The organism is Enterobacter cloacae complex sp. SHL022, assembly GCF_049237785.1.
GTDB classification, from domain to species: Bacteria; Pseudomonadota; Gammaproteobacteria; order Enterobacterales; family Enterobacteriaceae; genus Enterobacter; species Enterobacter hormaechei_C.
This window is the reverse complement of sequence record NZ_JBMKJH010000001.1, coordinates 615,336-641,129: the sequence shown is the minus strand read 5'-3', so window position 1 is coordinate 641,129 and position 25,794 is coordinate 615,336. Positions and strand designations below refer to the sequence as shown.

The following is a 25,794-nucleotide window of genomic DNA, read 5'->3' as shown; positions in this document are numbered from 1 at the left end:
CACGCGGAGTCCATTGATCACACAGGCAGGCAGGTTAAAATCTCGCGGTTTTTGGACATCTCTGAATAAATTGTGCGGGATCACGACAATGAAAAAAGTGGCATTAATGGGCTTAGGCGGCCTGATGTTTGTTTCAGCAGCGGCAAACGCAATTTCCTTCAACGGCTCGGCGGGACAAGATTATACCCATCTGGGCTTCGGTCTTGGCACGGACAGCGCAGGCCTGGCAATGACCGGCGGCTGGACGCATAACGACGACGACGGCGATGCGGCAAGCCTGGGCCTCGGCTTCAACGTGCCGTTGGGTCCCTTCCTGGCGACCGTCGGCGGTAAAGGCATTTACACCAACCCGAACGACGGCGACGAAGGCTACGCGGCGGCAGTGGGCGGCGGCTTGCAGTGGAAAATTGGCGACAGCTTTGGCCTGTTCGGTGAGTACTACTACTCTCCTGATTCCCTCTCCAGCGGCATCGACAGCTATCAGGAAGCTAACGCCGGCGCGCGCTGGACCATCATGCGTCCAATCACCATCGAAGCGGGTTATCGCTATCTGAACCTGGCCGGTAAAGACGGCAACCGCGACAACGCCCTGGCAGACGGCCCGTACGTTGGCGTTAGCGCCGGTTTCTAATCCTCTCGGCGCGGCGTTCAGTCGCGCCAGTTTCTCTCTTCCCCCAGTCTTTGATTGCGCTATAGTGTTTTGACCATTGAAATGGGAGAACACAATGATAAACGTGGAAATGTTATCCACTGGCGACGAAGTGCTTCATGGGCAAATCATTGATACCAATGCCGCCTGGCTCGCCGATCTCTTCTTTGAGCAAGGATTACCGTTAACGCGCCGCAACACCGTAGGTGACAACCTTGAGTCGCTGGTCAACGTTCTGCGCGAGCGCAGCGAACGCTGCGACGTGCTGATTGTGAACGGCGGGCTGGGACCCACAAGCGACGATCTCAGCGCGCTGGCCGCCGCCACGGCCAAAGGCGAAGGCCTGGTCCTGCATGAGGCGTGGCTGGCGCAGATGGAGCGCTTTTTCTCCGGGCGTGGCCGCGTGATGGCCCCCAGCAACCGCAAGCAGGCTGAAATTCCCGCCAGCGCGGAACTGATTGATAACCCGGTCGGCACCGCCTGCGGGTTTGCCGTTCAGTTGAACCGCTGCCTGATGTTCTTCACTCCGGGCGTGCCGTCGGAATTTAAAGTGATGGTCGAGCAGCAGATCCTGCCGCGCCTGCGCGCGCGCTTTACGCTGCCTGAACCGCCGCTGTGCCTGCGTCTGACCACCTTTGGTCGCTCGGAAAGCGATCTGGCTCAGAGCCTCGATCACCTGCAACTGCCTCCCGGCGTGTCGATGGGCTATCGCTCCTCCATGCCGATTATTGAACTGAAGCTGACCGGACCGGCGTCAGAGAAAGCCGCTATGCTGGCACTGTGGCCGGAAGTGCGGCGCGTCGCCGGGGAAAGCCTGATTTTCGAAGGCACGGAAGGGCTGCCGGCGCAGATCGCAGCGCATTTGCAGTCCCGCCAGCTGAGCGTGACGTTAAGCGAGCAGTTTACCGGTGGGCTTCTGGCGCTTCAGCTTACCCGGGCGGGTGCGCCGCTGCTGGCCAGTGAAGTGGTGCCGTTCCAGCAGGAGACGCTGGCGCAGACGGCGCGCTGGGCATCCGAGCGCAGAGTGAAGCATTTCGCCGGACTGGCGCTGTTTGTGGGCGGGCTGGATGAGGAGCACCTCAACTTTGCCCTGGCAACGCCGGAAGGAACGCACGCCCTGCGCGTCAGGATGAGCATTACCCGCCACAGCCTGGCCGTACGTCAGGAGGTGTGCGCGATGATGGCGCTGAACATGCTGCGCCGCTGGCTGAACGGGAAAGAGGTCGCCAGTGAGCACGGCTGGATCAACGTCGTGGAATCGCTGTTCGTAGAGTGAGAGTGTGCCGGGGCAGTGTCCCCGGCAACGGTTACGCCAGCGCTTTTGCCAGCAAGGTAATGGGATGTTCACAGCGTTTGCTGGTGGACATCTCGATCTGCCACTTGCAGGTTTCACAGTCCGTCACCACGATATCTGCGCCGCTCTCTTCAATCTGCCGGAACAGCGGCGCGCCAATGGCCTGTGACGTTGGGTAGTTTTCACGCTTGAATCCGTAGGTGCCAGCGATGCCGCAGCAGCGTGAGTCCAGCACCGTCAGCTCCAGCCCCGGGATCAGCCGCAGCAGCTCAAGCGTATAGATCGACCAGCCCATCTTCTCCATATGACATGGCGTGTGATATACCACCTTCAGCGGCAATTTGCCCAGCGGTAACGTCTGCCCGCTGTCCAGTTTGCGCCAGAGAAAACGGGTCGCCAGCTCAATGTGCTCGCGCAGGCCGGTGTTATCCACATCCAGCAGATGCGGATATTCATCGCGCAGCGTGAAGGTACAGGTTGACGACGTCGCCAGTACCGGTATCCCTTTGTCGACGATCGCCTCACGTAAAGAGGTGACGTTGCTGCTCGCCTGCTTGCGCGCTTTGTCGATGAAACCGTTGGCAATCAGCGGAACGCCGCAGCACTTCTCTTTGCTCAGCAGCTGAACGCCCGTCCCCATGGCGTTAAGCACTTTCAGCAGGTCTTTTCCCAGCTGCGGATGGTTGTAGTTCACGTAGCAGCCGTGGAAGAAGGCGACCTGCTCAGCGAACTGCGCCTGTTCTGCCGCCACGGATTTATACCAGCGGCGGAAGGTGCCGTGAGAATATTTCGGCAGACTGCGGTGATGGTCGATTTTGAGCGTCGCATCCAGCAGCCTGCGCACCGGCTTCAGGGCGGTGGCGGCATTGACGACCGGTGCGAAAGGCGTCGAGAGGCTGCCCATTAGATCGGTGTGGCTCAGTATCGCGTCACGCAGCGTCGGTTTTTTCGTACTGTAGCGGGCGCGGGCGCGCTGGATGATATCGCCTATTTTCACGTCCGACGGGCAGGCAACTTCGCAGCGTTTGCAGTTGATGCAGTATTTCAGCGCCTCGTCGTAGAGCGCGCCATCCTTCAGGCGCAGACGCTCCCCGTCGGGACCGGCCTGTTTCGGGCCGGGATAGCGCGGATCGACGCCGCTGACCGGGCAAACCGTGGTGCAGACCGTGCATTTGATACAGCTTTCAAATCGGGTGTCGTTCATTGTGCTCTCTCCCTGCGCTGGATAATCTGCTCCGCGACATGCAGCGCGGTGACGGCGCAGACGCCGCCACCGCAGCCCTGCGCCACGGGATCGTACCCGCCCAGAACCGAGCCGATGGCGTAAAGATTTTCAACCGGTTCCCCGCCCAGCCGCGGGCGCAGTTGGCTGTCGACGATCACGCCGAACTGCTGCCAGGGCTGCGGGGTGAAGAAATCGCTTTGATACCAGTCCGCGCGGGAAGCGCTTTGCCGGACATCCAGCCCGAGTATTGCCTCACGCACGCCATCCCGGCTGCTCAGCAGACCGTTACTGAAGAAACTGCCGCTTGCCAGCACCGTATAGCGTGCGCGAAGCGGGATGTCGCCGTGGTTGCGGGTCCAGATATCGCTTACCGCGCCCTCAACCAGGGTGATTTTTTTCACCTCGTCGCCTGCCATCCAGACGCCACCCTGGGCGACAAACTGACGCTGAAGCTGGGTATGCAGACGAATGCCGGGCACGGAAGGGGGGAGCGTCGGCAGTAAACCGAGCGTACAGGGCAGGCGCGCCGAGAGCCAGCGCCAGAGCCGGTTGTCCGTTAAGCCAAAACAGGCGGGCATAAACAGGGCGTCGCAGGTCTCGCCGAGCGGTTGAAGCGCCGCGTACAGCTGCGGCCAGTAACTTTCATTATCCAGCAGGCGGGCAATGTTCACCGCACGAAACTCGCTGGGGTTTTCGCGCAGCACGTCGAGCTCGGGGAGATCAATCTCCGCTGTATCCACCTGAACACCCTGCTGTCTGAGAGACGCGGCGGCCAGATGTGGCTGGAAATCAAGGAAACCGCTGATCCCCACCACCCGCACGCGCTCGGCAGCGATGGGAGCGACAGGCACCTCTTCCGGGCTAAGCCAGGCGGCGCGCAGGGTGCCGAGTGGCGTGACGCGCTGATGGTTTTGCTCGGCGTCACCCTGCATGCGTGCGCCGCAGGCAGTGAGCAGGTGTTCGGTTTCGCAGGCAAAGCGGGCCATATTCTCTGCGCCCGTCAGGCGGTAGGGATGTTCAGGCGGCAGATCGGCGAACGATAGCGCGCCCAGTAAATCCAGCGAGCCGGAGGAGAAGTGCAGAGCACTCTGACCGCGAGTGACAATGGCGCAGCGCAGACCCCGCTGCGTCAGTTTGAGGCCGCACAGCAGGCCCGCCAGCCCCCCACCCACAATCACGGTATCAAATTTCATGGTTGTGCTCCTTCTCCAGACCGCAAAGCCCCTGATAGACCCAGCGGGTAAATTCGCTTTCGCGCAGGGCATCGCCCCAGGCGACGGGCTGAATGCCTTTCCAGCGCTCGTTTAAAAAATCGCTGAGTTGGGCAAGCGACTGGGTTGACGTGGTGGCGTGAAAACGTTGCAGCAGCCCGGCGGCACGGCAGGCGCACAGCTCCCCCTGACAGGTGCCCATCCCGACGCGCGTGCGGCGGCGTAAATCGAGCAGGTTGTTCACCGTCAGGTTTTCCACGGCATACTGCACCTCGCCTGCGGTCACGGCTTCGCATTCGCACACCAGGCTGCGGCTGAGTCGCCCTTCACCGAGCCAGGTCGGGGTGCGGTCGCCGTGGCGGTAAATCGCCGAACCGCGAAGCGGGGCAGGGAGTGAAATGATTTTGTGCAGCGTTTTTTCTGTCGATTGCTGCGAGCCGGGCAGGGCCTGTTCCGCCGTCACGCACGGCGCGGTGTTGCCGAGCTTACGGCAGACGGCATCGGTGGCCCACTGGGCCATCAGCCGGTAGGTCATCAGCTTGCCGCCGGTAATGGTGATAAATCCGTCCATGCCGTCACGTTCGGCGTGATCGAGCAGTACGATGCCGCGGCTGACGTTACGCCCGCTCGGATCGTTATCGCTGGCGACGAGGGGACGCACGCCCGCGTAGGCACGCAGAATACGCGTCTGCGCCATCACCGGGGCCAGCTTTTCCCCTTCGCGCAGCAGGATATCCACCTCTTGAGCGGTGACGCGGTTGTAATCAATTTCGCTGTAGTCCACATGCATTGAAGTCGTGCCGATTAACGAAATGGTGTCCCCCGGCACGAGGATATCGGCGTCAGACGGTTTACGGCAGCGGTTGATGACATGGTTATTGATGCGGTGGTCGAGGATCAGCAGCGAGCCTTTCGCCGGGAACATGCGCACCGACAGGTCCGCGTATTCCGCGATGCGCTGGCCCCAGATCCCCGCCGCGTTGACCACGACGGCGGCATACAGCTCGCGGTGTTCGTTGTACTGCGCATCAAACACGCGCACTCCGCGCACGGTATTCCCTTCGCGAATAAGCCCGGTGACGTGATGCCCGGTCAGGATCTGGGCGCCATGTTCCCGCGCGTCGAGCATATTGGCGGCGGTCAGGCGGAAAGGATCAACGGTTCCGTCCGGTACTTTTACCGCGCCCAGTAACGCCGGGTTTACCGAGGGTTCAAGACGGCGCGCCTGCGCAGGATCGATCGCCTCGGCCTGAATGCCTGCCGCCGTGCAGGCGGTGATAAAGGTTTGCTGAAAGCCGAGGTCGTCTTCTGGAAGGGTGATAAAAAGACCGTTGGTCGGTTCAACGCAGTGGCGGGCGATGCGCCTGAGGATCTGGTTTTCAGCGATACACTCGCGCGCTGACTCAGCGTCAGTGACCGCATAGCGGGCGCCGCTGTGCAACAGACCGTGGTTACGTCCCGTCGCGCCGGTGGCGATATCGTGGCGTTCCAGAAGCGTGACGCTCAATCCCCGCAGGGCGCAGTCGCGTGCGATGCCGGCACCCGTCGCGCCACCGCCAATGATAATCACATCGCTGAAGCGTGGATCGTGAATTGTCATTGCCTTTCCTCTATGTTCGTTTTTTTGCATTTAGCCACATTGATCGTGTGGTTTGTTTGATTTCGAACATAAACGCGCGAAATTCGAAAGTGAAACGTGATTTCATGCGCTTTTTTGCGCATTCTGTCATATTTCTGTAACAATCTGTGCGTTGATTCACAGTAACATTCACCGTGATTTCTTAACATCGCCGCCTCTGTAGCCGGGCGCGAGATGCCCGGTCATTTTTTGAAAGGCCACGGAGGCTGTTATGCTCAGTATCTTTAAACCTGCGCCACATCGGGCGCGACTGCCAGAGGCAGAGATTGATCCTCTCTACCGCCGTCTGCGTTGGCAAATCTTCCTCGGGATCTTCTTCGGGTATGCGGCGTACTATCTGGTACGTAAAAACTTTGCGCTCGCCATGCCGTACCTGGTGGAGCAGGGCTTCTCTCGCGGCGATCTGGGATTTGCGCTGTCGGGGATCTCCATCGCGTACGGTTTTTCAAAGTTCATTATGGGGTCGGTGTCGGATCGTTCGAATCCGCGCGTGTTCCTGCCCGCCGGTCTGATCCTCGCGGCAGCGGTGATGCTGTTCATGGGCTTTGTGCCGTGGGCGACCTCAAGCATTGCCATCATGTTCGTGCTGCTGTTCCTCTGCGGCTGGTTCCAGGGGATGGGATGGCCGCCATGCGGACGCACCATGGTTCACTGGTGGTCACAGAAAGAGCGTGGTGGAATTGTATCGGTCTGGAACTGTGCGCATAACGTCGGGGGCGGGCTTCCGCCGCTGCTGTTCCTGCTGGGGATGGCCTGGTTCAACGACTGGCATGCCGCGCTCTATATGCCAGCCTTTGGCGCCATTCTGGTGGCGATTATCGCCTTCGCTCTGATGCGCGACACCCCACAGTCCTGCGGCCTGCCGCCGATCGAAGAGTATAAAAACGACTACCCGGATGATTACAGCGAGAAGCACGAAGAAGAGCTGACGGCAAAGCAGATCTTCATGAAGTACGTGCTGCCGAACAAGCTGCTGTGGTACATCGCGGTGGCGAACGTGTTTGTCTACCTGCTGCGTTACGGCATCCTCGACTGGTCCCCGACTTACCTGAAAGAGGTGAAGCACTTCGCGCTGGATAAATCTTCCTGGGCCTATTTCCTGTATGAATACGCGGGCATTCCCGGCACGCTGATCTGCGGCTGGATGTCGGACAAAGTGTTTAAGGGCAACCGTGGGGCAACGGGCGTGTTCTTTATGACGCTGGTGACCATCGCGACGGTCGTTTACTGGCTTAACCCGCCGGGTAATCCGGGTGTGGATATGGCCTGTATGATCGTCATCGGCTTCCTGATTTATGGTCCGGTTATGCTGATCGGCCTGCACGCGCTGGAGCTGGCACCGAAGAAAGCGGCAGGCACGGCTGCGGGCTTTACCGGTCTGTTCGGCTATCTCGGCGGTTCGGTCGCGGCGAGCGCCATTGTGGGCTATACCGTTGACTTCTTCGGCTGGGACGGCGGCTTTATGGTGATGATCGGCGGAAGCGTGCTGGCGGTACTGCTGCTGGTTGTTGTGATGATTGGTGAAAAACGTCACCACGCCGAAGTGCTGGCGCGTCGTCAATAAGGAGCATTGGGATGAAATTAACTCAGTTAGCAACCGGCCTGCTGCTGGCGGGCCTGATGACAGGCTCCGCGCTGGCGGCAGATAAGATCGTGATCGCCCACCGTGGCGCCAGCGGTTATCTGCCGGAGCATACGCTGCCGGCAAAAGCGATGGCCTATGCCCAGGGCGCGGATTATCTGGAGCAGGATCTGGTGATGACGAAGGACGACCAGCTGGTCGTCCTGCACGACCATTATCTTGACCGCGTGACGGACGTGGCAGAGCGTTTCCCGGATCGCGCCCGTAAAGATGGTCGCTACTACGCTATCGACTTCACGCTGGCGGAGATCCGCTCCCTGAAGTTCACCGAAGGCTTCGAGATTGAAAACGGCAAGAAGGTGCAGGTCTATCCGGGACGTTTCCCGATGGGCAAATCTGACTTCCGGATCCATACCTTCCAGGAAGAGATTGAGTTTGTTCAGGGACTGAACCACTCCACCGGTAAAAACATCGGCATCTACCCGGAAATCAAAGCCCCATGGTTCCACCATCAGGAAGGGAAGGACATTGCCGCGAAGACGCTGGAGGTACTGAAAAAGTACGGCTACACCAGCAAGCAGGATAAGGTTTTCCTGCAGTGTTTTGACGCCGCCGAGCTGAAGCGCATCAAAACCGAGCTGGAGCCGAAGATGGGGATGGATCTCAATCTGGTGCAGCTGATTGCCTATACCGACTGGAATGAAACCCAGGAGAAACAGCCGGACGGGAAGTGGATGAATTACAGCTACGACTGGATGTTCAAGCCGGGCGCGATGAAGCAGATTGCGCAGTACGCTGACGGCATCGGGCCGGATTATCACATGCTGGTGGCGGAAGGCTCAACGCCTGGCCACGTGAAGCTGACGGCGATGGTGAAAGAGGCGCACGCCAGCAAGATGCAGGTGCATCCGTACACGGTGCGTGCCGATCAGCTGCCGCCATATGCCACCGATGTGAATCAGCTTTACGAGGTGTTGTATAAGCAGGCGGACGTGGACGGGCTGTTTACGGATTTCCCGGATAAAGCGGTGACGTTCTTATAATAGAAAAAGGGCCGTAAGGCCCTTTTTTACATCTCGATCTCAATATCGCCTTTTGCCCGGCAGCAGCAGGGCAAAATTTCCCCTTCATTGATAAAGGCCAGCGGTTCGGTCAGCCAGTCCACCTGGCCTGCGACCAGACGGCAGCGGCACGAACCGCAATAGCCTTCACGACACTGGTACTCTACCTCCACCTGATGCGCTTCAAGCGCCACCAGCAGAGAAGGATGCTCTTCCTGGCACAACACCTCTGTACCAGAAAGGCTCAGCGTTACGCGGCTCATCAGAGCTGGAAGTCGCTCAGGTCGTCGGTGTTGACTTCAGAATCAATCTGACCGACCAGATAAGAACTCACTTCCACTTCCTGCGGCGCAACCTGCACGTTATCGGACACCAGCCAGGTATTGATCCACGGAATTGGGTTAGAGCGCGTCTGGAATGGCAGATCGAGACCCACAGCCTGCATGCGGATGTTAGTGATGTACTCCACGTACTGGCACAGAATGTCTTTGTTCAGGCCAATCATGGAGCCGTCGCGGAACAGGTAGTCTGCCCACTCTTTCTCCTGCTGGGCGGCCTGCAAGAACAGGTCGTAGCACTCCTGTTTGCACTCTTCGGCGATTTCCGCCATCTCCGGGTCGTCCGCACCGCTGCGCAGCAGGTTCAGCATGTGCTGGGTACCGGTCAGGTGCAGGGCTTCGTCACGGGCGATCAGACGGATAATTTTGGCGTTACCTTCCATCAGCTTGCGCTCGGCAAACGCGAAGGAGCAGGCGAAGCTCACGTAGAAGCGGATTGCTTCCAGCGCGTTGACGCTCATCAGGCACAGATAGAGCTGCTTTTTCAGGGCCCGCAGGTTTACGGTAACGGTTTTGCCGTTCACGTTATGCGTGCCTTCGCCCAGCAGATGCCAGTAGCTGGTCATCTCGATCAGCTCGTCGTAGTAGTGCGCAATGCCTTCGGCGCGCTTCTGGATCTGTTCGTTGGTGACGATATCGTCAAACACCACCGCCGGATCGTTCACAATGTTGCGGATGATGTGGGTGTAAGAGCGGGAGTGGATCGTCTCGGAGAACGCCCAGGTTTCTACCCAGGTTTCCAGCTCAGGAATCGAGATTAGCGGCAGCAGCGCCACGTTCGGACTACGTCCCTGAATGGAGTCCAGCAGCGTCTGGTACTTCAGGTTGCTGAGGAAGATGTGCTTTTCGTGTTCCGGCAGCGCCTGGAAATCGATACGGTCGCGGGAAACGTCAACTTCTTCCGGACGCCAGAAGAAGGAGAGTTGCTTTTCAATCAGCTTTTCGAAGATGTCATATTTTTGCTGATCGTAGCGTGCCACGTTGACCGGCTGGCCGAAGAACATCGGCTCTTTGAGCTGGTCGTTTTTCGTCTGTGAAAAGGTGGTATATGCCATTGCGGTGAGTCCTGTGGTGTTATTTCCCCTCACCCCGGCCCTCTCCCACAGGGAGAGGGGGAAAGAGTTCCCTCTCCCTGTGGGAGAGGGTTAGGGTGAGGGAATTTATTAGATCTTACATGCGCCGCTTTCGCAGCCATCGTCCTGAATTGACGGCGCCAGGTCGTCCTGGGCGTCTTCCGCACCATCACGGGTGTTGTGATAGTACAGCGTTTTCACGCCAAATTTGTAGGCTGTCAGCAGGTCCTTCAACAGCTGCTGCATCGGTACCTTGCCGGACGGGAAGCGCGTCGGGTCGTAGTTGGTATTGGCAGAGATCGACTGGTCGATAAACTTCTGCATGATACCCACCAGTTGGAGGTAGCCGTCGTTGTTTGGCATTTCCCACAGCAGCTCGTAGTTGTCACCCAGCGTTTCGTAATCCGGTACCACCTGACGCAGCACGCCGTCTTTCGACGCTTTAATGCTGACGTGCCCGCGCGGTGGCTCAATACCGTTAGTGGCGTTGGAGATCTGCGAAGAGGTCTCGGACGGCATCAGGGCAGAGAGCGTGGAGTTACGCAGGCCGTGAGTTTTAATGGACTCGCGCAGGCCTTCCCAGTCGAGGTGCAGCGGCTCGCTGACGATCGCATCCAGGTCTTTTTTATAGGTGTCGATCGGCAGAATGCCTTTCGCGTAAGTGGTTTCGTTGAACCACGGGCACGCGCCTTGCTCTTTCGCCAGCTCGTTAGAGGCTTTCATCAGGTAGTACTGGATCGCTTCGAACGTCTGGTGCGTCAGATTGTTGGCGCTGCCGTCGGAGTAACGCTTGCCGTTTTTCGCCAGCCAGTAGGCGAAGTTGATTACGCCGATACCTAAAGTGCGACGACCCATTGCGCCGCGTTTTGCCGCCGGGATTGGGTAATCCTGGTAGTCCAGCAGGGCGTCGAGGGCACGAACAGCCAGCACCGCCAGCTCTTCCAGCTCGTCCAGGCTCTTAATCGCACCCAGGTTGAACGCAGAGAGCGTACACAGCGCGATTTCGCCGTTTTCGTCGTTCACATCGTCCAGCGGTTTGGTCGGCAGGGCGATCTCCAGGCACAGGTTGGACTGGCGCACTGGCGCAACCACCGGATCGAACGGGCTGTGGGTGTTGCAGTGGTCAACGTTCTGGATGTAGATACGGCCGGTAGAAGCACGTTCCTGCATCATCAGGGAGAACAGATCGACCGCCTTCACGCGCTGCTTACGGATGCTGTCGTCTTTTTCATATTTGGTGTACAGACGCTCGAACTCATCCTGATCGGCGAAGAACGCGTCATACAGGCCCGGGACGTCGGATGGGCTGAATAGGGTGATGTCTTCCCCTTTCAGCAGGCGGGTGTACATCAGCTTGTTGATCTGCACGCCGTAGTCCATGTGACGCACGCGGTTGCCTTCCACGCCGCGGTTGTTCTTCAGAACCAGCAGGCTTTCCACTTCCAGGTGCCACATCGGGTAGAACAGGGTCGCAGCGCCACCGCGCACGCCGCCCTGAGAGCAGGATTTTACTGCCGTCTGGAAGTGCTTGTAGAACGGGATACAGCCGGTGTGGAACGCTTCACCGCCGCGGATCGGGCTGCCAAGCGCACGGATACGACCGGCGTTGATGCCGATACCGGCACGCTGGGAAACGTATTTCACGATGGCGCTGGAAGTCGCGTTGATGGAATCCAGGCTGTCACCGCACTCGATCAGCACGCAGGAGCTGAACTGACGGGTAGGGGTGCGCACGCCAGACATGATTGGCGTAGGCAGAGAAATCTTGAACGTAGAGACCGCATCGTAGAAACGCTTCACGTAGTCCAGACGGGTTTCGCGTGGATAATTAGAGAACAGGCAGGCGGCCACCAGAATATAGAGGAACTGGGCGCTTTCGTAGATCTCACCGGTTACACGGTTCTGAACCAGGTATTTGCCTTCGAGCTGCTTCACCGCCGCGTAGGAGAAGTTCATGTCGCGCCAGTGATCGATAAACCCGTTCATCTGCTCGAACTCTTCTTCCGTATAGTCTTCCAGCAGATGCGTGTCGTATTTGCCCAGCTCAACCATTTTCACTACGTGATCGTAAAGCTTCGGCGGCTCGAACTGACCGTAGGCTTTTTTACGCAGGTGGAAAATCGCCAGACGCGCAGCGAGGTACTGATAATCCGGTGCGTCGCGGGAGATCAGATCTGCCGCTGCTTTGATAATGGTTTCGTGGATATCAGACGTTTTGATGCCGTCGTAGAACTGAATGTGAGAACGCAGTTCAACCTGGGAGATAGATACGTTGTTCAGTCCTTCTGCTGCCCAGTCGAGAACTCGATGGATTTTGTCCAGATTGATACGCTCGGTGGTACCGTCGCGCTTTGTCACCAGCAGACTCTGATTCATGTGGGTTTTTACCTGTCCGTGAAATAAAAAATATCCCCCGCTTATCCACAGACCCGTCTTGTGACTAACTCTGTGGATAAATACTACATATAGGGGTTTTGCGATAAGAAGAACGCTATATGGTGAGTATTCTAGTAAGGATTCTTTTCAGTACAAGGGTTGATTTTGACGTTAAATTGAGGTTGTGAAAGGGTAAAAAAGGCTAAGTCCTCGTGCCGTAAGGCCTGGAAGAGATGTCAATAATTAAGAAAAAAAATTCAAAATTTGATCGAGTGCTGATTTCTTCAACGGGAGGTCAGAATTGCGCAACATGATGTCGCGCAATCTTTATAAGAATAACGAATGACGTTAGTCGTTTTTGGCGGTTGTGTGCAACATATAGTTAACATCCACACCTGGGGCAAGTTTGAATTTATCCGTCAACGGGTTGTAGTGCAGGCCCGTCATGTGCTGCTCCTTAAGCCATGTCTGGTCAACCCAGCCCAGCAGTTCGGCAGGCTTGATGAACTTCTTCACGTCGTGCGTCCCTTTCGGCACCATGCGCAGCACATATTCCGCGCCTACCACGGCCATCAGCCAGGCTTTGCCGTTGCGGTTGATGGTCGAGAAGAAGACCTGTCCACCCGGTTTCACCAGGTTTGCACAGGCGCTGACGACCGACTGCGGATCGGGAACGTGCTCCAGCATCTCCATGCAGGTCACCACGTCATACTGGTGCGCATGTTTTGCCGCGTGCTCTTCCACGGTTTCCTGAACGTATTCTACCTGTATGCCGGACTCCAGCGCATGAAGACGCGCAACCTGTAGAGGTTCGAAGCCCATGTCCAGACCGGTGACGGTGGCCCCTTCACGCGCCATACTTTCCGCCAGGATGCCGCCGCCGCAGCCGACGTCGAGCACTTTCTTACCGAACAGACCGCCGGAACGCTCCGCGATATAGCCCAGACGCAGCGGGTTAATACGATGCAGAGGTTTGAACTCACCTTCGAGATCCCACCAGCGGGACGCCACCGCTTCAAATTTGGCAATCTCTTCGTGGTCAACGTTGTGAGCCACCGGGGATTTTTCGGCATTCATGGGCGCTTTTACTCCTTATTTAGCAAGACAAATGAGTATATCAGGCAATCCCTGTGAATAAAGCGTATAGGTTTACCTGTATCACCGCGGCTGTGTTATAATTTGCGACCTTTGAATCCGGGATACAGTAGAGGGATAGCGGTTAGATGAGCGACCTTGCGAGAGAAATTACACCGGTTAACATCGAGGAAGAGCTGAAAAGCTCCTATCTGGACTATGCGATGTCGGTCATTGTTGGCCGTGCGCTGCCGGACGTCCGCGATGGCCTGAAGCCGGTACACCGTCGCGTACTATACGCCATGAACGTATTGGGCAATGACTGGAATAAAGCCTACAAAAAATCTGCCCGTGTCGTTGGTGACGTAATCGGTAAATACCATCCTCATGGTGATTCCGCGGTGTACGACACCATTGTCCGTATGGCGCAGCCCTTCTCGCTGCGTTACATGCTGGTAGATGGTCAGGGTAACTTTGGTTCTATCGACGGCGACTCCGCCGCGGCAATGCGTTATACGGAAATCCGTCTGGCGAAGATTGCCCATGAGCTGATGGCTGACCTGGAAAAAGAGACGGTTGATTTCGTTGATAACTACGACGGCACGGAAAAAATTCCTGACGTCATGCCAACGAAGATCCCAAACCTGCTGGTGAACGGTTCGTCCGGTATCGCCGTCGGTATGGCAACCAACATTCCGCCGCACAATATCACGGAAGTGATCAACGGCTGCCTGGCCTACATTGACGATGAAGACATCAGCATTGAAGGGCTGATGGAACACATCCCGGGCCCGGACTTCCCGACGGCGGCAATCATCAATGGCCGTCGCGGTATTGAAGAAGCGTACCGTACCGGTCGCGGCAAGATTTACATCCGTGCCCGCGCCGAAGTGGAAGCGGACGCCAAAACCGGCCGTGAAACCATTATTGTTCACGAGATCCCGTATCAGGTGAACAAAGCGCGACTGATTGAAAAAATCGCCGAGCTGGTAAAAGAAAAACGCGTTGAAGGCATCAGCGCGCTGCGTGACGAGTCTGACAAAGACGGTATGCGCATCGTGATTGAAATCAAGCGCGACGCGGTGGGTGAAGTTGTGTTGAACAACCTTTACTCCCAGACTCAGCTTCAGGTCTCCTTCGGTATCAACATGGTTGCGCTGCACCATGGCCAGCCGAAGATCATGAACCTGAAAGAGATCCTGAGCGCGTTCGTGCGTCACCGCCGTGAAGTGGTGACTCGCCGTACCATCTTCGAACTGCGCAAAGCGCGCGACCGTGCCCATATCCTTGAAGCACTGGCCGTTGCGCTGGCGAACATCGACCCGATCATCGAGCTGATCCGCCGTGCGCCGACGCCAGCAGAAGCGAAGGCGTCGCTGGTTGCGCGTCCATGGGATCTGGGCAACGTGGCGGCGATGCTGGAACGTGCCGGCGATGACGCTGCGCGTCCTGAGTGGCTGGAGCCGGAATTCGGCGTGCGTGACGGTCAGTACTACCTGACTGAACAGCAGGCCCAGGCGATTCTGGATCTGCGTTTGCAGAAACTGACCGGCCTTGAGCATGAAAAACTGCTCGACGAGTACAAAGAGCTGCTGGAGCAGATTGCCGAGCTGCTGCATATCCTGGGTAGCGCAGAGCGCCTGATGGAAGTGATCCGTGAAGAGCTGGAGCTGGTTCGCGATCAGTTCGGCGACGAGCGTCGCACCGAAATCACGGCCAACAGCTCTGATATCAACATTGAAGATCTGATCAACCGCGAAGACGTGGTAGTGACGCTGTCTCACCAGGGCTACGTGAAGTATCAGCCGTTGACCGACTACGAAGCTCAGCGTCGGGGCGGTAAAGGCAAATCTGCGGCGCGTATTAAAGAAGAAGACTTCATTGATCGTCTGCTGGTGGCGAACACCCATGACACGATCCTCTGCTTCTCCAGCCGGGGCCGTCTGTACTGGATGAAAGTCTATCAGCTGCCGGAAGCAAGCCGTGGCGCGCGTGGACGTCCAATCGTCAACCTGCTGCCGCTGGAAGCGAACGAACGTATCACCGCCATTCTGCCAGTACGCGAGTACGAAGAGGGCGTGAACGTCTTTATGGCGACCGCGAGCGGTACCGTGAAGAAAACCGCGCTGACCGAATTCAGCCGTCCACGTTCCGCCGGGATTATCGCGGTGAACCTGAACGAAGGCGACGAACTGATCGGCGTGGATCTGACGTCCGGTTCTGATGAAGTGATGCTCTTCTCTGCCGCCGGTAAAGTGGTGCGCTTCAAAGAGAACGCCGTTCGCGCAATGGGTCGTACGGCGACCGGCGTGCGTGGTATCAAGCTGGCGGGTGAAGACTCCGTTGTTTCCCTGATCGTTCCTCGTGGCGAAGGCGCAATCCTGACCGTCACCCAGAACGGCTACGGTAAACGTACGGCGGAAAGCGAATACCCGACCAAGTCTCGCGGCACGCAGGGCGTTATCTCCATCAAAGTGACCGAGCGCAACGGTTCCGTTGTTGGCGCGGTGCAGGTGGACGACGCGGACCAGATCATGATGATCACCGATGCCGGTACGCTGGTGCGTACCCGCGTGTCAGAGATCAGCGTGGTAGGTCGTAACACCCAGGGCGTTATCCTCATCCGCACTGCGGAAGATGAAAACGTCGTCGGTCTGCAACGCGTTGCTGAGCCGGTGGATGACGAAGAGCTTGACTCTATCGACGGCAGCGTCGCGGAAGGGGATGATGAAATCGCCCCGGAAGCGGACACCGATGATGAAGCAGCGGATGACGCTGACGAGTAACGTCTCCTGACGCATAAAGGGCCGGTTTCCGGCCCTTTTGTTTTGCGCAAGCAGACAAGTGAACGTTGCGACAAGCCGCGTTTACCGCTACCTTAACCACATTCTTTTTGACCCCGACGGCGGAGCCTCGCCCCTTTGAAATACCTCGTCTCCTTTCGTACCACGTTAAAAGTCTCCCGCTATCTGTTTCGGGCGCTTGCGCTACTGCTATGGTTGCTGGTGGCACTGCTCTCGGTGTTTTACATCGTTAACGCGTTACACCAGAAAGAAGCGGAGATCCGCCAGGAGTTTAATTTGAGCTCGGATCAGGCTCAGCGCTATATCCAGCGTACGTCTGACGTGATGAAAGAGCTTAAGTATATTGCTGAGAATCGACTGACGGCGGAGAACGGCATTCTTGCCATCCGCGGTCGGGATGAAAAAACCGAAGTGCCTGATTTCGAACCGCTCTTCCCGGATTCCGATTGTTCCGCCATGGGCAAAGCCTGGCGTGGTTCACTGGAGTCCCTGTCATGGTTTATGCGCTACTGGCGCGATAACTTCTCGGCCGCTTACGATCTGAACCGCGTCTATCTGATTAGCAACGAAAATCTCTGCATGGCAGATTTCGGCCTGCGGGATATGCCCGTCGAACGTGAAGACGCGCTGAAAAGTCTGCATGAGCGCATAGTGAAATACCGTAATGCGCCTCAGGAAGAGCGCGGGAACAACATCTTCTGGATAAGCCAGGGGCCGCGCATGGGGGTCGGCTATTTCTATGCCCTGACTCCGGTTTACCTCGGAAACCGCCTGCAAGCGCTGCTGGGGATTGAACAAACCATCCGCATGGAAAACTTCTTCACGCCGGGCAGTCTGCCGATGGGCGTGACCATTCTGGATGAAAACGGCCATCCGCTCATCTCCCTTACCGGGCCTGAAAACCGCCTGAAGGTGGAACCCAACTGGATGCAGGAGCGGTCATGGTTTGGCTATACCTCCGGGTTCCGCGAGCTGGTGCTGAAGAAAAGTTTACCGCCATCGTCGCTGAGCATTGTCTACTCGCTGCCGGTGGACAAGGTCCTGGAGCGCATTCGCATCCTGATACTTAACGCCATTTTGCTGAACATCGCGGTAGGCGTCGCGCTGTTTATGCTGGCGAGAATGTATGAGCGGCGGATCTTTATTCCGGCGGAGGCGGATGCTCAGCGTCTGGAGGAGCACGAGCAGTTTAACCGTAAAATTGTCGCCTCGGCGCCGGTAGGGATCTGCATCCTGCGTACTCAGGACGGGACAAATATCCTCAGTAACGAGCTTGCCCATAACTACCTGAACATGCTCACGCATGAAGACCGTCAGCGGTTAACGCAGATCATCTGTGGGCAACAGGTTAACTTTGTGGATGTGCTGACCAGCACCCACACCAACCTGCAAATCAGCTTTGTCCATTCGCGCTACCGTAATGAAAACGTGGCGATTTGCGTGCTGGTGGACGTCTCTGCGCGCGTGAAAATGGAAGAGTCGTTGCAGGATATGGCGCAGGCGGCGGAGCAGGCCAGTCAGTCGAAATCGATGTTCCTCGCGACCGTCAGCCATGAGCTGCGTACGCCGCTGTACGGTATTATCGGTAACCTCGATCTGCTCCAGACCAAAGAGCTGCCGAAAGGGGTCGACCGGCTGGTGACGGCCATGAACAACTCGTCCAGCCTGCTGCTGAAAATCATCAGCGATATTCTCGACTTCTCTAAAATTGAATCCGAGCAGTTGAAAATAGAGCCGCGCGAGTTCTCCCCGCGCGAGGTGATGAACCATATCTGCGCCAACTATCTGCCGCTGGTGGTGCGTAAACAGCTTGGGCTGTACTGCTTTATCGAGCCGGATGTGCCCCTGACGCTGCATGGCGATCCGATGCGTCTGCAACAGGTCATATCAAACCTGCTGAGCAACGCCATCAAATTCACCGATATCGGCTGTATTGTGCTGCACGTGTGTCGGGCAGGGGAGTACTTGACCATTCGCGTGCGCGACACGGGGGTGGGGATTCCGGCGAAAGAAGTTGTTCGCCTGTTCGATCCGTTCTTCCAGGTGGGAACCGGCGTCCAGCGTAATTTTCAGGGGACCGGGCTAGGTCTGGCGATTTGCGAGAAGCTAATCAGCATGATGGACGGGGATATCTCCGTCGATACTGAGCCGGGTATGGGCAGCCAGTTCACCATTCGTATTCCGCTCTATTCGGCGCATTATCCGGCGAAAACCACGGTCGACGGCCTGAGCGATAAGCACTGCTGGCTGGCGGTGCACAACGCCTCCTTACATGATTTCCTGACCTCAATGCTGACCAGCAGCGGCGTGCGGGTTTCGCGCTACGAAGGCCAGACGCCGGGCGCGGATGACATGCTGATCACCGACGTTGAGCCGGAACAGGCGTGGGCGGGGCGCGGCGTGGTGATGTTCTGCCGCCGTCATATCGGTATTCCGCTTGAGCGTTCGCCTGGAGTATGGGTGCACAGCGTGGCGACACCGCACGAGCTGCTGGGCTTGCTGGCGCGCATTTACAGCGTGCAGCTTGAAGACAGCGACGGCGCCACCGTGCTGGCTTCCCCTGATGAGCTGGCGTCGGTGAACGACGATATGATGATTCTGGTCGTCGACGATCATCCGATTAACCGTCGTCTGCTCGCAGACCAGCTTGGCTCTCTGGGCTATCAGTGTAAAACGGCCAATGATGGCGTGGATGCCCTGAATGTCTTAAGTAAGAACCATATTGATATTGTGCTCAGCGATGTGAACATGCCTAACATGGACGGCTACCGTCTGACGCAGCGTATCCGGCAGCTGGGGCTGACGCTGCCGGTGGTGGGGGTGACAGCCAACGCGCTGGCGGAGGAGAAGCAGCGCTGTCTGGAGTCGGGAATGGACAGCTGCCTGTCGAAGCCGGTCACGCTGGATGTACTGAAGCAGACGCTATCCGTCTATGCGGAGCGGGTACGAAAAGCGAGACAATAAAAAAGGCCCGAAAGGGCCTTTTTTATGTGCCCGGCGGCGCTGCGCTTGCGCGGGCCTGCGGGGTTTGTAGGCCGGGTAAGCGCGAGCGCCACCCGGCATAGACAGCGAAGATCAGTCTTTGTCCGTTGCGCTCAGCGTCACGGAAGAGAGATAGTTCAGCAGGGCGATATCGTTATCCACACCCAGCTTCATCATCGCGGATTTTTTCTGGCTACTGATGGTTTTAATACTGCGGTTCAGCTTCTTGGCGATTTCAGTGACCAGGAAACCTTCAGCGAACAGACGCAGAACTTCACTCTCTTTAGGCGAGAGACGCTTGTCGCCATAACCACCCGCGCTGATTTTTTCAAGCAGGCGTGAGACGCTCTCAGGAGTGAATTTCTTCCCTTTCTGTAGCGCCGCCAGCGCTTTTGGAAGATCGGTAGGTGCGCCTTGTTTCAGCACAATCCCTTCAATATCGAGATCCAGAACGGCGCTCAGGATCGCCGGGTTATTGTTCATGGTCAGAACAATGATCGAAATGTCCGGGAAGTGGCGTTTAATGTATTTGATGAGCGTGATCCCATCACCGTATTTATCTCCAGGCATGGAGAGATCGGTAATGAGCACGTGCGCATCAAGTTTAGGCAGGTTGTTAATGAGGGCTGTGGAATCTTCAAATTCACCGACTACATTCACCCACTCGATCTGTTCAAGTGATTTGCGAATACCGAACAGTACAATCGGATGGTCATCGGCAATAATTACGTTCATATTGTTCATGTATAAGGCTACCTTGCTACAGCAAGCTCTTGACGTAAGCGTCAATGTCGCTGATGTATTTTTCAATGCCAGAGGCATCTTTCTCACGAATTAGATGTTCCAGCGTTTCACATAACTGCTTGCCGGGAACCAGATTAAGCATGGCAAACACCCCTTTAAGCCGGTGTGCTGTCTGTGCCAGCGCTGCAAAATCCTGCGCAGCGGACTCAGTATACAACCGCTTAACATCATCTGGTACTGTATCAACGAAGAGCGAATAATATCCGCTGGCATGGAGTTCGGCATTTTCATCGCCGCCTAACGGTGACTCCAGGATCTCTTCCTGCGCCAGATTCTCTTCAATCAGTTGTAATACAGCTTCCTGCATTGCATTGCTCATATTAAAGTTGACGCGCAGCTGCCCAGGGCCGATTTTCCGCACGCCTGGCTCATCATCGCTTAAAAGCAAGCCTGAGGCAGTAAGATTAGACGGATTATCAGTTAAAAATAGATCAAATTCTTGACTCGCGAGCCTTTCGTCCGGGGTAATGCAGGACGCACCCCAGTTTTCCAGCTGACGTACGACGATATTTCGGATCTCACTGGAGGTCACATCCACCATCACCACCACATCGTCCAGCAGACGCTCTTCATCCTCTTCCTGTGGATTCGCCGCCATTTTAACGTGTAAAGAGTAGCGGGTGCCGAGGGATTCGCGCGCCTTAATGTTCAGATGACCGCCCAGCTTACGCGCCAGCTGATCGCAAAGCCAGAAGGTGAGGGCATTCGCCTTACCGTAGTGGTCGCGCTGGGTATCGTTCAGGAACGGGAAGTGCAGGTTATCAATTTCGCTCACGGTCACGCCTTCGCCCGTATCCAGGATGCGGAACGTCAGACGATCGTCGGTGGACTCATCGGTGCTGACTTCAAGGGTGATCTTGCCGATCTGCGTCGTGGTGACGGCATACTGAATCAACATCATCAGGATGCGACGCAGGGCATCGCGATCGCCATGACGTTCGTCGTTGGCCGGTAAATGGTTGTTGATCAGCAGCTGGAGTCCCTTGCGCTTGATCACCGGCAGGACTTCCGGCACCACCTCATCAATCAGGTCCTGGATGGAGAAGAGCGTAGGGGTGCCCTTCCAGATGTCATTCTCCAGCATGTTCGCAAGCTGGATTTCGTCCACCAGACGAACCAGTGAATCGGCCTGGCTGCTTAGCTGTCGGCTTTCTGGCGTGCTCAGATCAGCAATCTGCGTGGCGAGTGACTTCAACGGCTGTTTAAAGGCATCGCCAATATTTTGCATAAACGCGGCGCGGCCATGCTGGTTTTTCTCGTACAGCCTTTGCGCCTGCTTGAGCTTTTTATTCACCAGCACTTCGCGATCCTGATCGCGAATGATGAAGATTTGCGTGCGCGACGCGACCTGACTGCGGAACTGACGGATCTCATACAGTTCATTATTAATGGTGGCCTGGATGACACCCTGATGCTGGTCCGCCATGGCCGTAATATTTTGCAGGTTAAGATGCGGCAGAAGGTGATCGGCAATTTTATTGCTCATTACCGTGCGGTTTGCCTCCTGATCGTGAACGAGCACCCCAAGCGGCAGCACGGAAATAATCTCTTCATTCAGGGCACGAAGAATGCGCAGCTCGTTGCTGGTCCCGGCTGATACCGACGTCGAGTCGCTCTGGCGGCCCGACTGGAAACGGAAGGTGCTGTAACCAAACAGCGCCAGCGCCAGCAGGCCGATATTCAGCAGCAGCGGCAGCAGAATGTTTTGCAGAGTATCAAGCATCAGGGTGCCAAAAGGCACCTGCCACACCAGACGCATACCGGTTGAGTTGAGCGATGAGGCAATCTCAATCTTTGAGCCATTAAATGAGATGGCTACGCTGTCCGCGCCTTCTTTATCCGACGGCGAGCGCATATTTTGGGTGCTGTTGTCTGGCTCCAGACGGAAGCTGTCCAGCGGCATATCCGGTGGGATGAGATCGTTAATCGGCAGGTCGAAGGCAACCACGGTCGCCAGATGGCCCGGCTGGTTAAAGGTGGTTCGCAGCGTGAAGTAGTGACCATTCTGCCAGGCAAGACGGCGTAATGACGAGAAACTTTCGCGCTCGTCCAGCGCGTTGGCCTGTTGCAACATTTCTGCCCGACGGGAATCGACAATACTGCCAACGGTGGTCTCTTTAAAGCCCGACGAGAGATCCTTAAGCGGCAGGGTCGAGATCAGGATCATGCTGTTGTCCTGACCGTTCAGGTAATACATGGACCACGGTACGGTCTCGGCGCCCCACAGGGTGTCCAGATAGGAGGAGATCCGCTGCGTCATCTCAAGCGTTGCGCTGTCGTGCGAGCCGAAAATCAGGGCTTCCGTCTTGCGCTGCGGTTTTTCAAGGTAATACACATCCTGCTTAAGGCGCGTTTCCTGCAACCCTTCGCCTGACGAGGTGGCAGGCGCGGCAGCGATATTGTCGTAGATTTGCCAGGTCGCATAGCGCCACGTATCAATGCGTTTATGCACCGCATGGGTGATATCGACGATTTGATAGCTTTTATCTTTAAGCCAGGTGTTAACGGCGCTCTGGATCATCACTCCCATTGTGACTAACAGCACAACGATCAACAGAAGAAAGAAACGGGTGATGCTGCCCGGTAGAAGGGAGAATTTGCTCGGGGCGGTAGTTTCAGTCTGACTCATCGATGTGTTTAACCCGTAATGGCCGCGCAGTAATGGGATAGGGCAGTATAAAGGGTAATAACTGAATTTCCAGCGTCGTTATCGGTATAACCTTGACTTTTTATCCGGGTAACCGGCTTCAACGTCCCCGGGTGAAAGGTGTACAAAACCCCGTGAAATGTATAAATACGCCATCGCACCGGCAGAAAAATAGCACGAATAAACAAGAAATTAATTTCGATAGCATAAAAACAATTAAGTGCAAGCCGTATTCGGGATTTAGTTAATAGTCGTTATCATTACCAAGCGGTAGCACATTAAATGTAGGTTGAAGTAAAGAAAGGTAAAAAAAAACCGAATGCGAAGCATCCGGTTCAATTAGGGATAAACAGACATTCAGAACTGAATGACGGTAATAAATAAAGTTAATGATGATAGCGAGGGTTATTTTAGTGGTGTTGAAGGGAATTTTTTTGTCATTCAGTGCTGTACTGTTTTTTACGGCAATTTGCTGAATTTAATGCGATATATTTTTGTTTTGATTATCCGTGCTATATTTTTAAACTATTAATGCTCTGTAAAAGTTCCTCCAAATTTACAAATTGAAACATCTTGATGGTAAAGTGAAACATCTTCAAAGTTTTCGTATCATATTCCTGTTGGATTATTCTGCATTTTTGAGGAGAATGAACTTGCCGACTGGTTAAGAGGGTTGACCAGTAAGCAGTGGTAAATAATAAGGCATATAACAGAGGGTTAATAAAATGAAAGTTAAAGTACTGTCCCTCCTGGTACCAGCTCTGCTGGTGGCAGGCGCAGCAAATGCGGCTGAAATTTATAACAAAGACGGCAACAAATTAGATCTGTACGGTAAAGTGGATGGTCTGCACTATTTCTCTGATGACGACAGTGCAGACGGCGACCAGACCTACATGCGTCTGGGCTTCAAAGGCGAAACTCAGGTTAACGACCAGCTGACCGGTTACGGCCAGTGGGAATACCAGATCCAGGGTAACTCTGGTGAGAACGAAAACAACTCATGGACGCGTGTGGCGTTCGCAGGTCTGAAATTCGCTGATGCGGGTTCATTCGACTACGGTCGTAACTACGGCGTTGTTTACGATGTGACTTCATGGACCGACGTTCTGCCGGAATTCGGCGGCGACACCTACGGTTCTGACAACTTCATGCAGCAGCGTGGTAACGGCTTCGCGACCTACCGTAACCAGGACTTCTTCGGTCTGGTTGATGGTCTGAACTTCGCGTTGCAGTACCAGGGTAAAAACGGCAGCGCAAGCGGCGAAGGCCAGACCAACAACGGTCGTGACGCGCTGCGTCAGAACGGTGATGGCTACGGCGGCTCTCTGACCTACGATCTGGGCGAAGGCTTCGCTATCGGTACGGCAGTCACCAGTTCTAAACGTACTGCTGACCAGAACGCTGCGGGCTACTACGGTGAAGGCGATCGTGCAGAGACCTATACCGGTGGTCTGAAATACGACGCGAACAACATCTACCTGGCTGCACAGTATACTCAGACTTACAACGCGACCCGTGCGGGCGACCTGGGCTGGGCTAACAAAGCGCAGAACTTCGAAGTGGTTGCGCAGTATCAGTTCGACTTCGGTCTGCGTCCATCCGTGGCGTACCTGCAATCTAAAGGTAAGGACCTGGAAAACGGCTACGGCGACCAGGATCTGCTGAAATATGTTGATGTTGGCGCGACTTACTACTTCAACAAAAACATGTCCACCTACGTTGATTACAAAATCAACCTGGTTGATGAGAACGACTTCACTCGCGCAGCAGGTATCGGTACTGACGATATCGTCGCGCTGGGTCTGGTTTACCAGTTCTAATTGCTCATACAGCGACAAAGGGGCCATCAGGCCCCTTTTTTCATGCTTTTTTAGGGTCTTACAAATACGCTGTTTTAGTGTACTCTTGCCGCCCTGGCATGAGGATAATAACCAATGGATATGACTTTTTTACGCGCCAGCGTTCTGGCGACTTTTTTACTCCTGACCGCGTGTGACTCTTCCACACAGCCCGCAAAAATCGACGCACCCGCCGCGACGGTGCTGGAAGGGAAAACCATGGGGACCTTCTGGCGCGTCAGCGTGATGGATATTGATAAGTCCCGCGCTGAAGAACTACGCGGTAAAATTCAGGCGCAGCTGGATGCCGACGATCAGCTACTCTCTACCTATAAAAATGACTCAGCGCTGATGCGTTTCAATCGCTCCAGCAGCACCTCGCTGTGGCCGGTGAGCGAAGCAATGGCCGATATCGTCACGGAAGCCATGCGCGTGGGCTACAAAACCAACGGCGCAATGGATGTGACCGTGGGGCCGCTGGTGAACCTGTGGGGATTTGGCCCCAACAAGCAGCCGGTGACTACACCCGATCAAGCCGCCATCGACGACGCCCGCGCGCGTACAGGGTTACAGCATCTGGCGGTGATCTCCCAGTATGGTCAGCAATACCTGCAAAAAGATATTCCCGACCTGTTTGTGGATCTCTCCACGGTAGGCGAGGGGTATGCTGCGGATCATCTCGCGGCCCTGCTGGCGCAGGAAGGCATTCCCCGTTATCTGGTTTCCGTCGGGGGCGCGCTCGTCAGCCGGGGCATGAACGCCAGCGGCAGGCCGTGGCGAGTGGCCATCCAAAAACCAACCGATCAGCAGAACGCGGTGCAGGCGATTGTCGACATCAACGGGCACGGTATAAGCACCTCCGGAAGCTACCGCAACTATTACGAGCTGGATGGCAAACGTATCTCGCACGTGATTGATCCGCAAACCGGACGTCCGATTACCCACAACCTGGTGTCCGTGACGGTGATAGCCCCAACCGCGCTGGAAGCGGATGCCTGGGATACCGGATTGATGGTGCTCGGCACGGAGAAGGCCAAAGAGGTGGTGCGTCAGGAAGGGCTGGCCGTCTATATGATCACCAAAGAGGCTGACGGATTTAAAACCTGGAGTTCGCCGCAGTTCAATGGCTTCCTGGTGAGCGAAAAAAATTAAAAAGCAAGGTTGCGGGTTTTTGTTCGGTGGCGTTCAGGCAAGCTG

The 25,794-nt window shown here is 56.1% G+C and carries 17 protein-coding genes; 8 read left to right on the top strand and 9 right to left on the bottom strand.

Translation table 11 applies throughout. The features are described 5' to 3' along the window. The first annotated feature begins 88 nt into the window (after positions 1 to 88). Positions 89 to 631, top strand: a complete 543-nt coding sequence (locus ACOTZD_RS02980) for a YfaZ family outer membrane protein (protein ID WP_023324991.1) — start codon at positions 89 to 91, stop codon at positions 629 to 631. A gap of 94 nt (positions 632 to 725) precedes the next feature. After that, positions 726 to 1,925, top strand: a complete 1,200-nt coding sequence (locus ACOTZD_RS02975; protein ID WP_032609731.1) for a nicotinamide mononucleotide deamidase-related protein YfaY — start codon at positions 726 to 728, stop codon at positions 1,923 to 1,925. 31 nt (positions 1,926 to 1,956) lie between these two features. Here ACOTZD_RS02975 and glpC read toward each other — a convergent pair whose 3' ends face one another. The 3 genes from glpC to glpA are packed head-to-tail and all read right to left on the bottom strand — an operon-like array spanning position 1,957 to position 5,979. Next, on the bottom strand, positions 1,957 to 3,147 hold the full coding sequence (glpC, locus tag ACOTZD_RS02970) for an anaerobic glycerol-3-phosphate dehydrogenase subunit GlpC (RefSeq protein WP_003859431.1): 1,191 nt from the start codon (positions 3,145 to 3,147) through the stop codon (positions 1,957 to 1,959). After that, on the bottom strand, positions 3,144 to 4,361 hold the full coding sequence (gene glpB, locus ACOTZD_RS02965; protein ID WP_058648619.1) for a glycerol-3-phosphate dehydrogenase subunit GlpB: 1,218 nt from the start codon (positions 4,359 to 4,361) through the stop codon (positions 3,144 to 3,146). Before glpB ends, glpC begins: the two co-directional genes overlap by 4 nt. Then, on the bottom strand, positions 4,351 to 5,979 hold the full coding sequence (gene glpA, locus ACOTZD_RS02960) for an anaerobic glycerol-3-phosphate dehydrogenase subunit A (protein WP_058648618.1): 1,629 nt from the start codon (positions 5,977 to 5,979) through the stop codon (positions 4,351 to 4,353). The genes glpB and glpA overlap by 11 nt, the downstream gene beginning before the upstream one ends. 250 nt (positions 5,980 to 6,229) lie before the next feature. Between glpA and glpT the strand changes: the two genes are divergently transcribed. Both glpT and glpQ read left to right on the top strand, forming a co-directional pair. Beyond that, the gene (glpT, locus tag ACOTZD_RS02955; protein ID WP_003859423.1) at positions 6,230 to 7,582 is read left to right on the top strand and encodes a glycerol-3-phosphate transporter; all 1,353 of its coding nucleotides are present in this window, start codon (positions 6,230 to 6,232) and stop codon (positions 7,580 to 7,582) included. Positions 7,583 to 7,593: 11 nt separating this feature from the next. Continuing rightward, the gene (gene glpQ / locus ACOTZD_RS02950; protein ID WP_174402087.1) at positions 7,594 to 8,643 is read left to right on the top strand and encodes a glycerophosphodiester phosphodiesterase; all 1,050 of its coding nucleotides are present in this window, start codon (positions 7,594 to 7,596) and stop codon (positions 8,641 to 8,643) included. A gap of 26 nt (positions 8,644 to 8,669) precedes the next feature. On the opposite strand, the gene yfaE is transcribed toward glpQ, so the two are convergent. From yfaE to ubiG, 4 genes are all read right to left on the bottom strand, one after another. Then, positions 8,670 to 8,924, bottom strand: a complete 255-nt coding sequence (gene yfaE / locus ACOTZD_RS02945) for a class I ribonucleotide reductase maintenance protein YfaE (RefSeq protein ID WP_023324987.1) — start codon at positions 8,922 to 8,924, stop codon at positions 8,670 to 8,672. After that, positions 8,924 to 10,054, bottom strand: a complete 1,131-nt coding sequence (gene nrdB / locus ACOTZD_RS02940; RefSeq protein WP_023314567.1) for a class Ia ribonucleoside-diphosphate reductase subunit beta — start codon at positions 10,052 to 10,054, stop codon at positions 8,924 to 8,926. Before nrdB ends, yfaE begins: the two co-directional genes overlap by 1 nt. A 108-nt stretch (positions 10,055 to 10,162) precedes the next feature. Further along, positions 10,163 to 12,448 carry a class 1a ribonucleoside-diphosphate reductase subunit alpha gene (gene nrdA, locus ACOTZD_RS02935; protein ID WP_003859415.1) on the bottom strand — a complete coding sequence of 762 codons (2,286 nt, stop codon included), beginning with the start codon at positions 12,446 to 12,448 and terminating at the stop codon, positions 10,163 to 10,165. A 348-nt stretch (positions 12,449 to 12,796) separates the two neighbouring features. Beyond that, entirely contained in the window at positions 12,797 to 13,525 is a 729-nt protein-coding gene (gene ubiG / locus ACOTZD_RS02930; RefSeq protein WP_003859413.1) for a bifunctional 2-polyprenyl-6-hydroxyphenol methylase/3-demethylubiquinol 3-O-methyltransferase UbiG, read from the bottom strand. 146 nt (positions 13,526 to 13,671) lie between these two features. On the opposite strand from ubiG, the gene gyrA reads away from it, so the two are divergent. Together gyrA and rcsC are read left to right on the top strand one after the other, a co-directional pair. Then, on the top strand, positions 13,672 to 16,308 hold the full coding sequence (gene gyrA / locus ACOTZD_RS02925) for a DNA topoisomerase (ATP-hydrolyzing) subunit A (RefSeq protein ID WP_015572288.1): 2,637 nt from the start codon (positions 13,672 to 13,674) through the stop codon (positions 16,306 to 16,308). A gap of 135 nt (positions 16,309 to 16,443) precedes the next feature. After that, the gene (gene rcsC, locus ACOTZD_RS02920; protein ID WP_003859407.1) at positions 16,444 to 19,290 is read left to right on the top strand and encodes a two-component system sensor histidine kinase RcsC; all 2,847 of its coding nucleotides are present in this window, start codon (positions 16,444 to 16,446) and stop codon (positions 19,288 to 19,290) included. A gap of 111 nt (positions 19,291 to 19,401) precedes the next feature. Here the strand turns inward: rcsC and rcsB are convergent, their stop codons facing one another. Then, entirely contained in the window at positions 19,402 to 20,052 is a 651-nt protein-coding gene (rcsB, locus tag ACOTZD_RS02915; RefSeq protein ID WP_003859405.1) for a response regulator transcription factor RcsB, read from the bottom strand. 16 nt (positions 20,053 to 20,068) lie between these two features. Then, positions 20,069 to 22,741, bottom strand: coding sequence for a phosphotransferase RcsD (gene rcsD / locus ACOTZD_RS02910; RefSeq protein ID WP_003859403.1), 2,673 nt, complete (start codon positions 22,739 to 22,741; stop codon positions 20,069 to 20,071). A gap of 743 nt (positions 22,742 to 23,484) precedes the next feature. Here rcsD and ACOTZD_RS02905 point away from each other — a divergent pair. Both ACOTZD_RS02905 and apbE read left to right on the top strand, forming a co-directional pair. Beyond that, entirely contained in the window at positions 23,485 to 24,579 is a 1,095-nt protein-coding gene (locus ACOTZD_RS02905) for a porin OmpC (RefSeq protein ID WP_023304135.1), read from the top strand. 114 nt (positions 24,580 to 24,693) lie between these two features. Beyond that, positions 24,694 to 25,749 (top strand): FAD:protein FMN transferase ApbE, encoded by a 1,056-nt coding sequence (gene apbE / locus ACOTZD_RS02900; RefSeq protein ID WP_174402086.1) that lies wholly within the window; start codon positions 24,694 to 24,696, stop codon positions 25,747 to 25,749. Positions 25,750 to 25,794 lie beyond the last annotated feature (45 nt).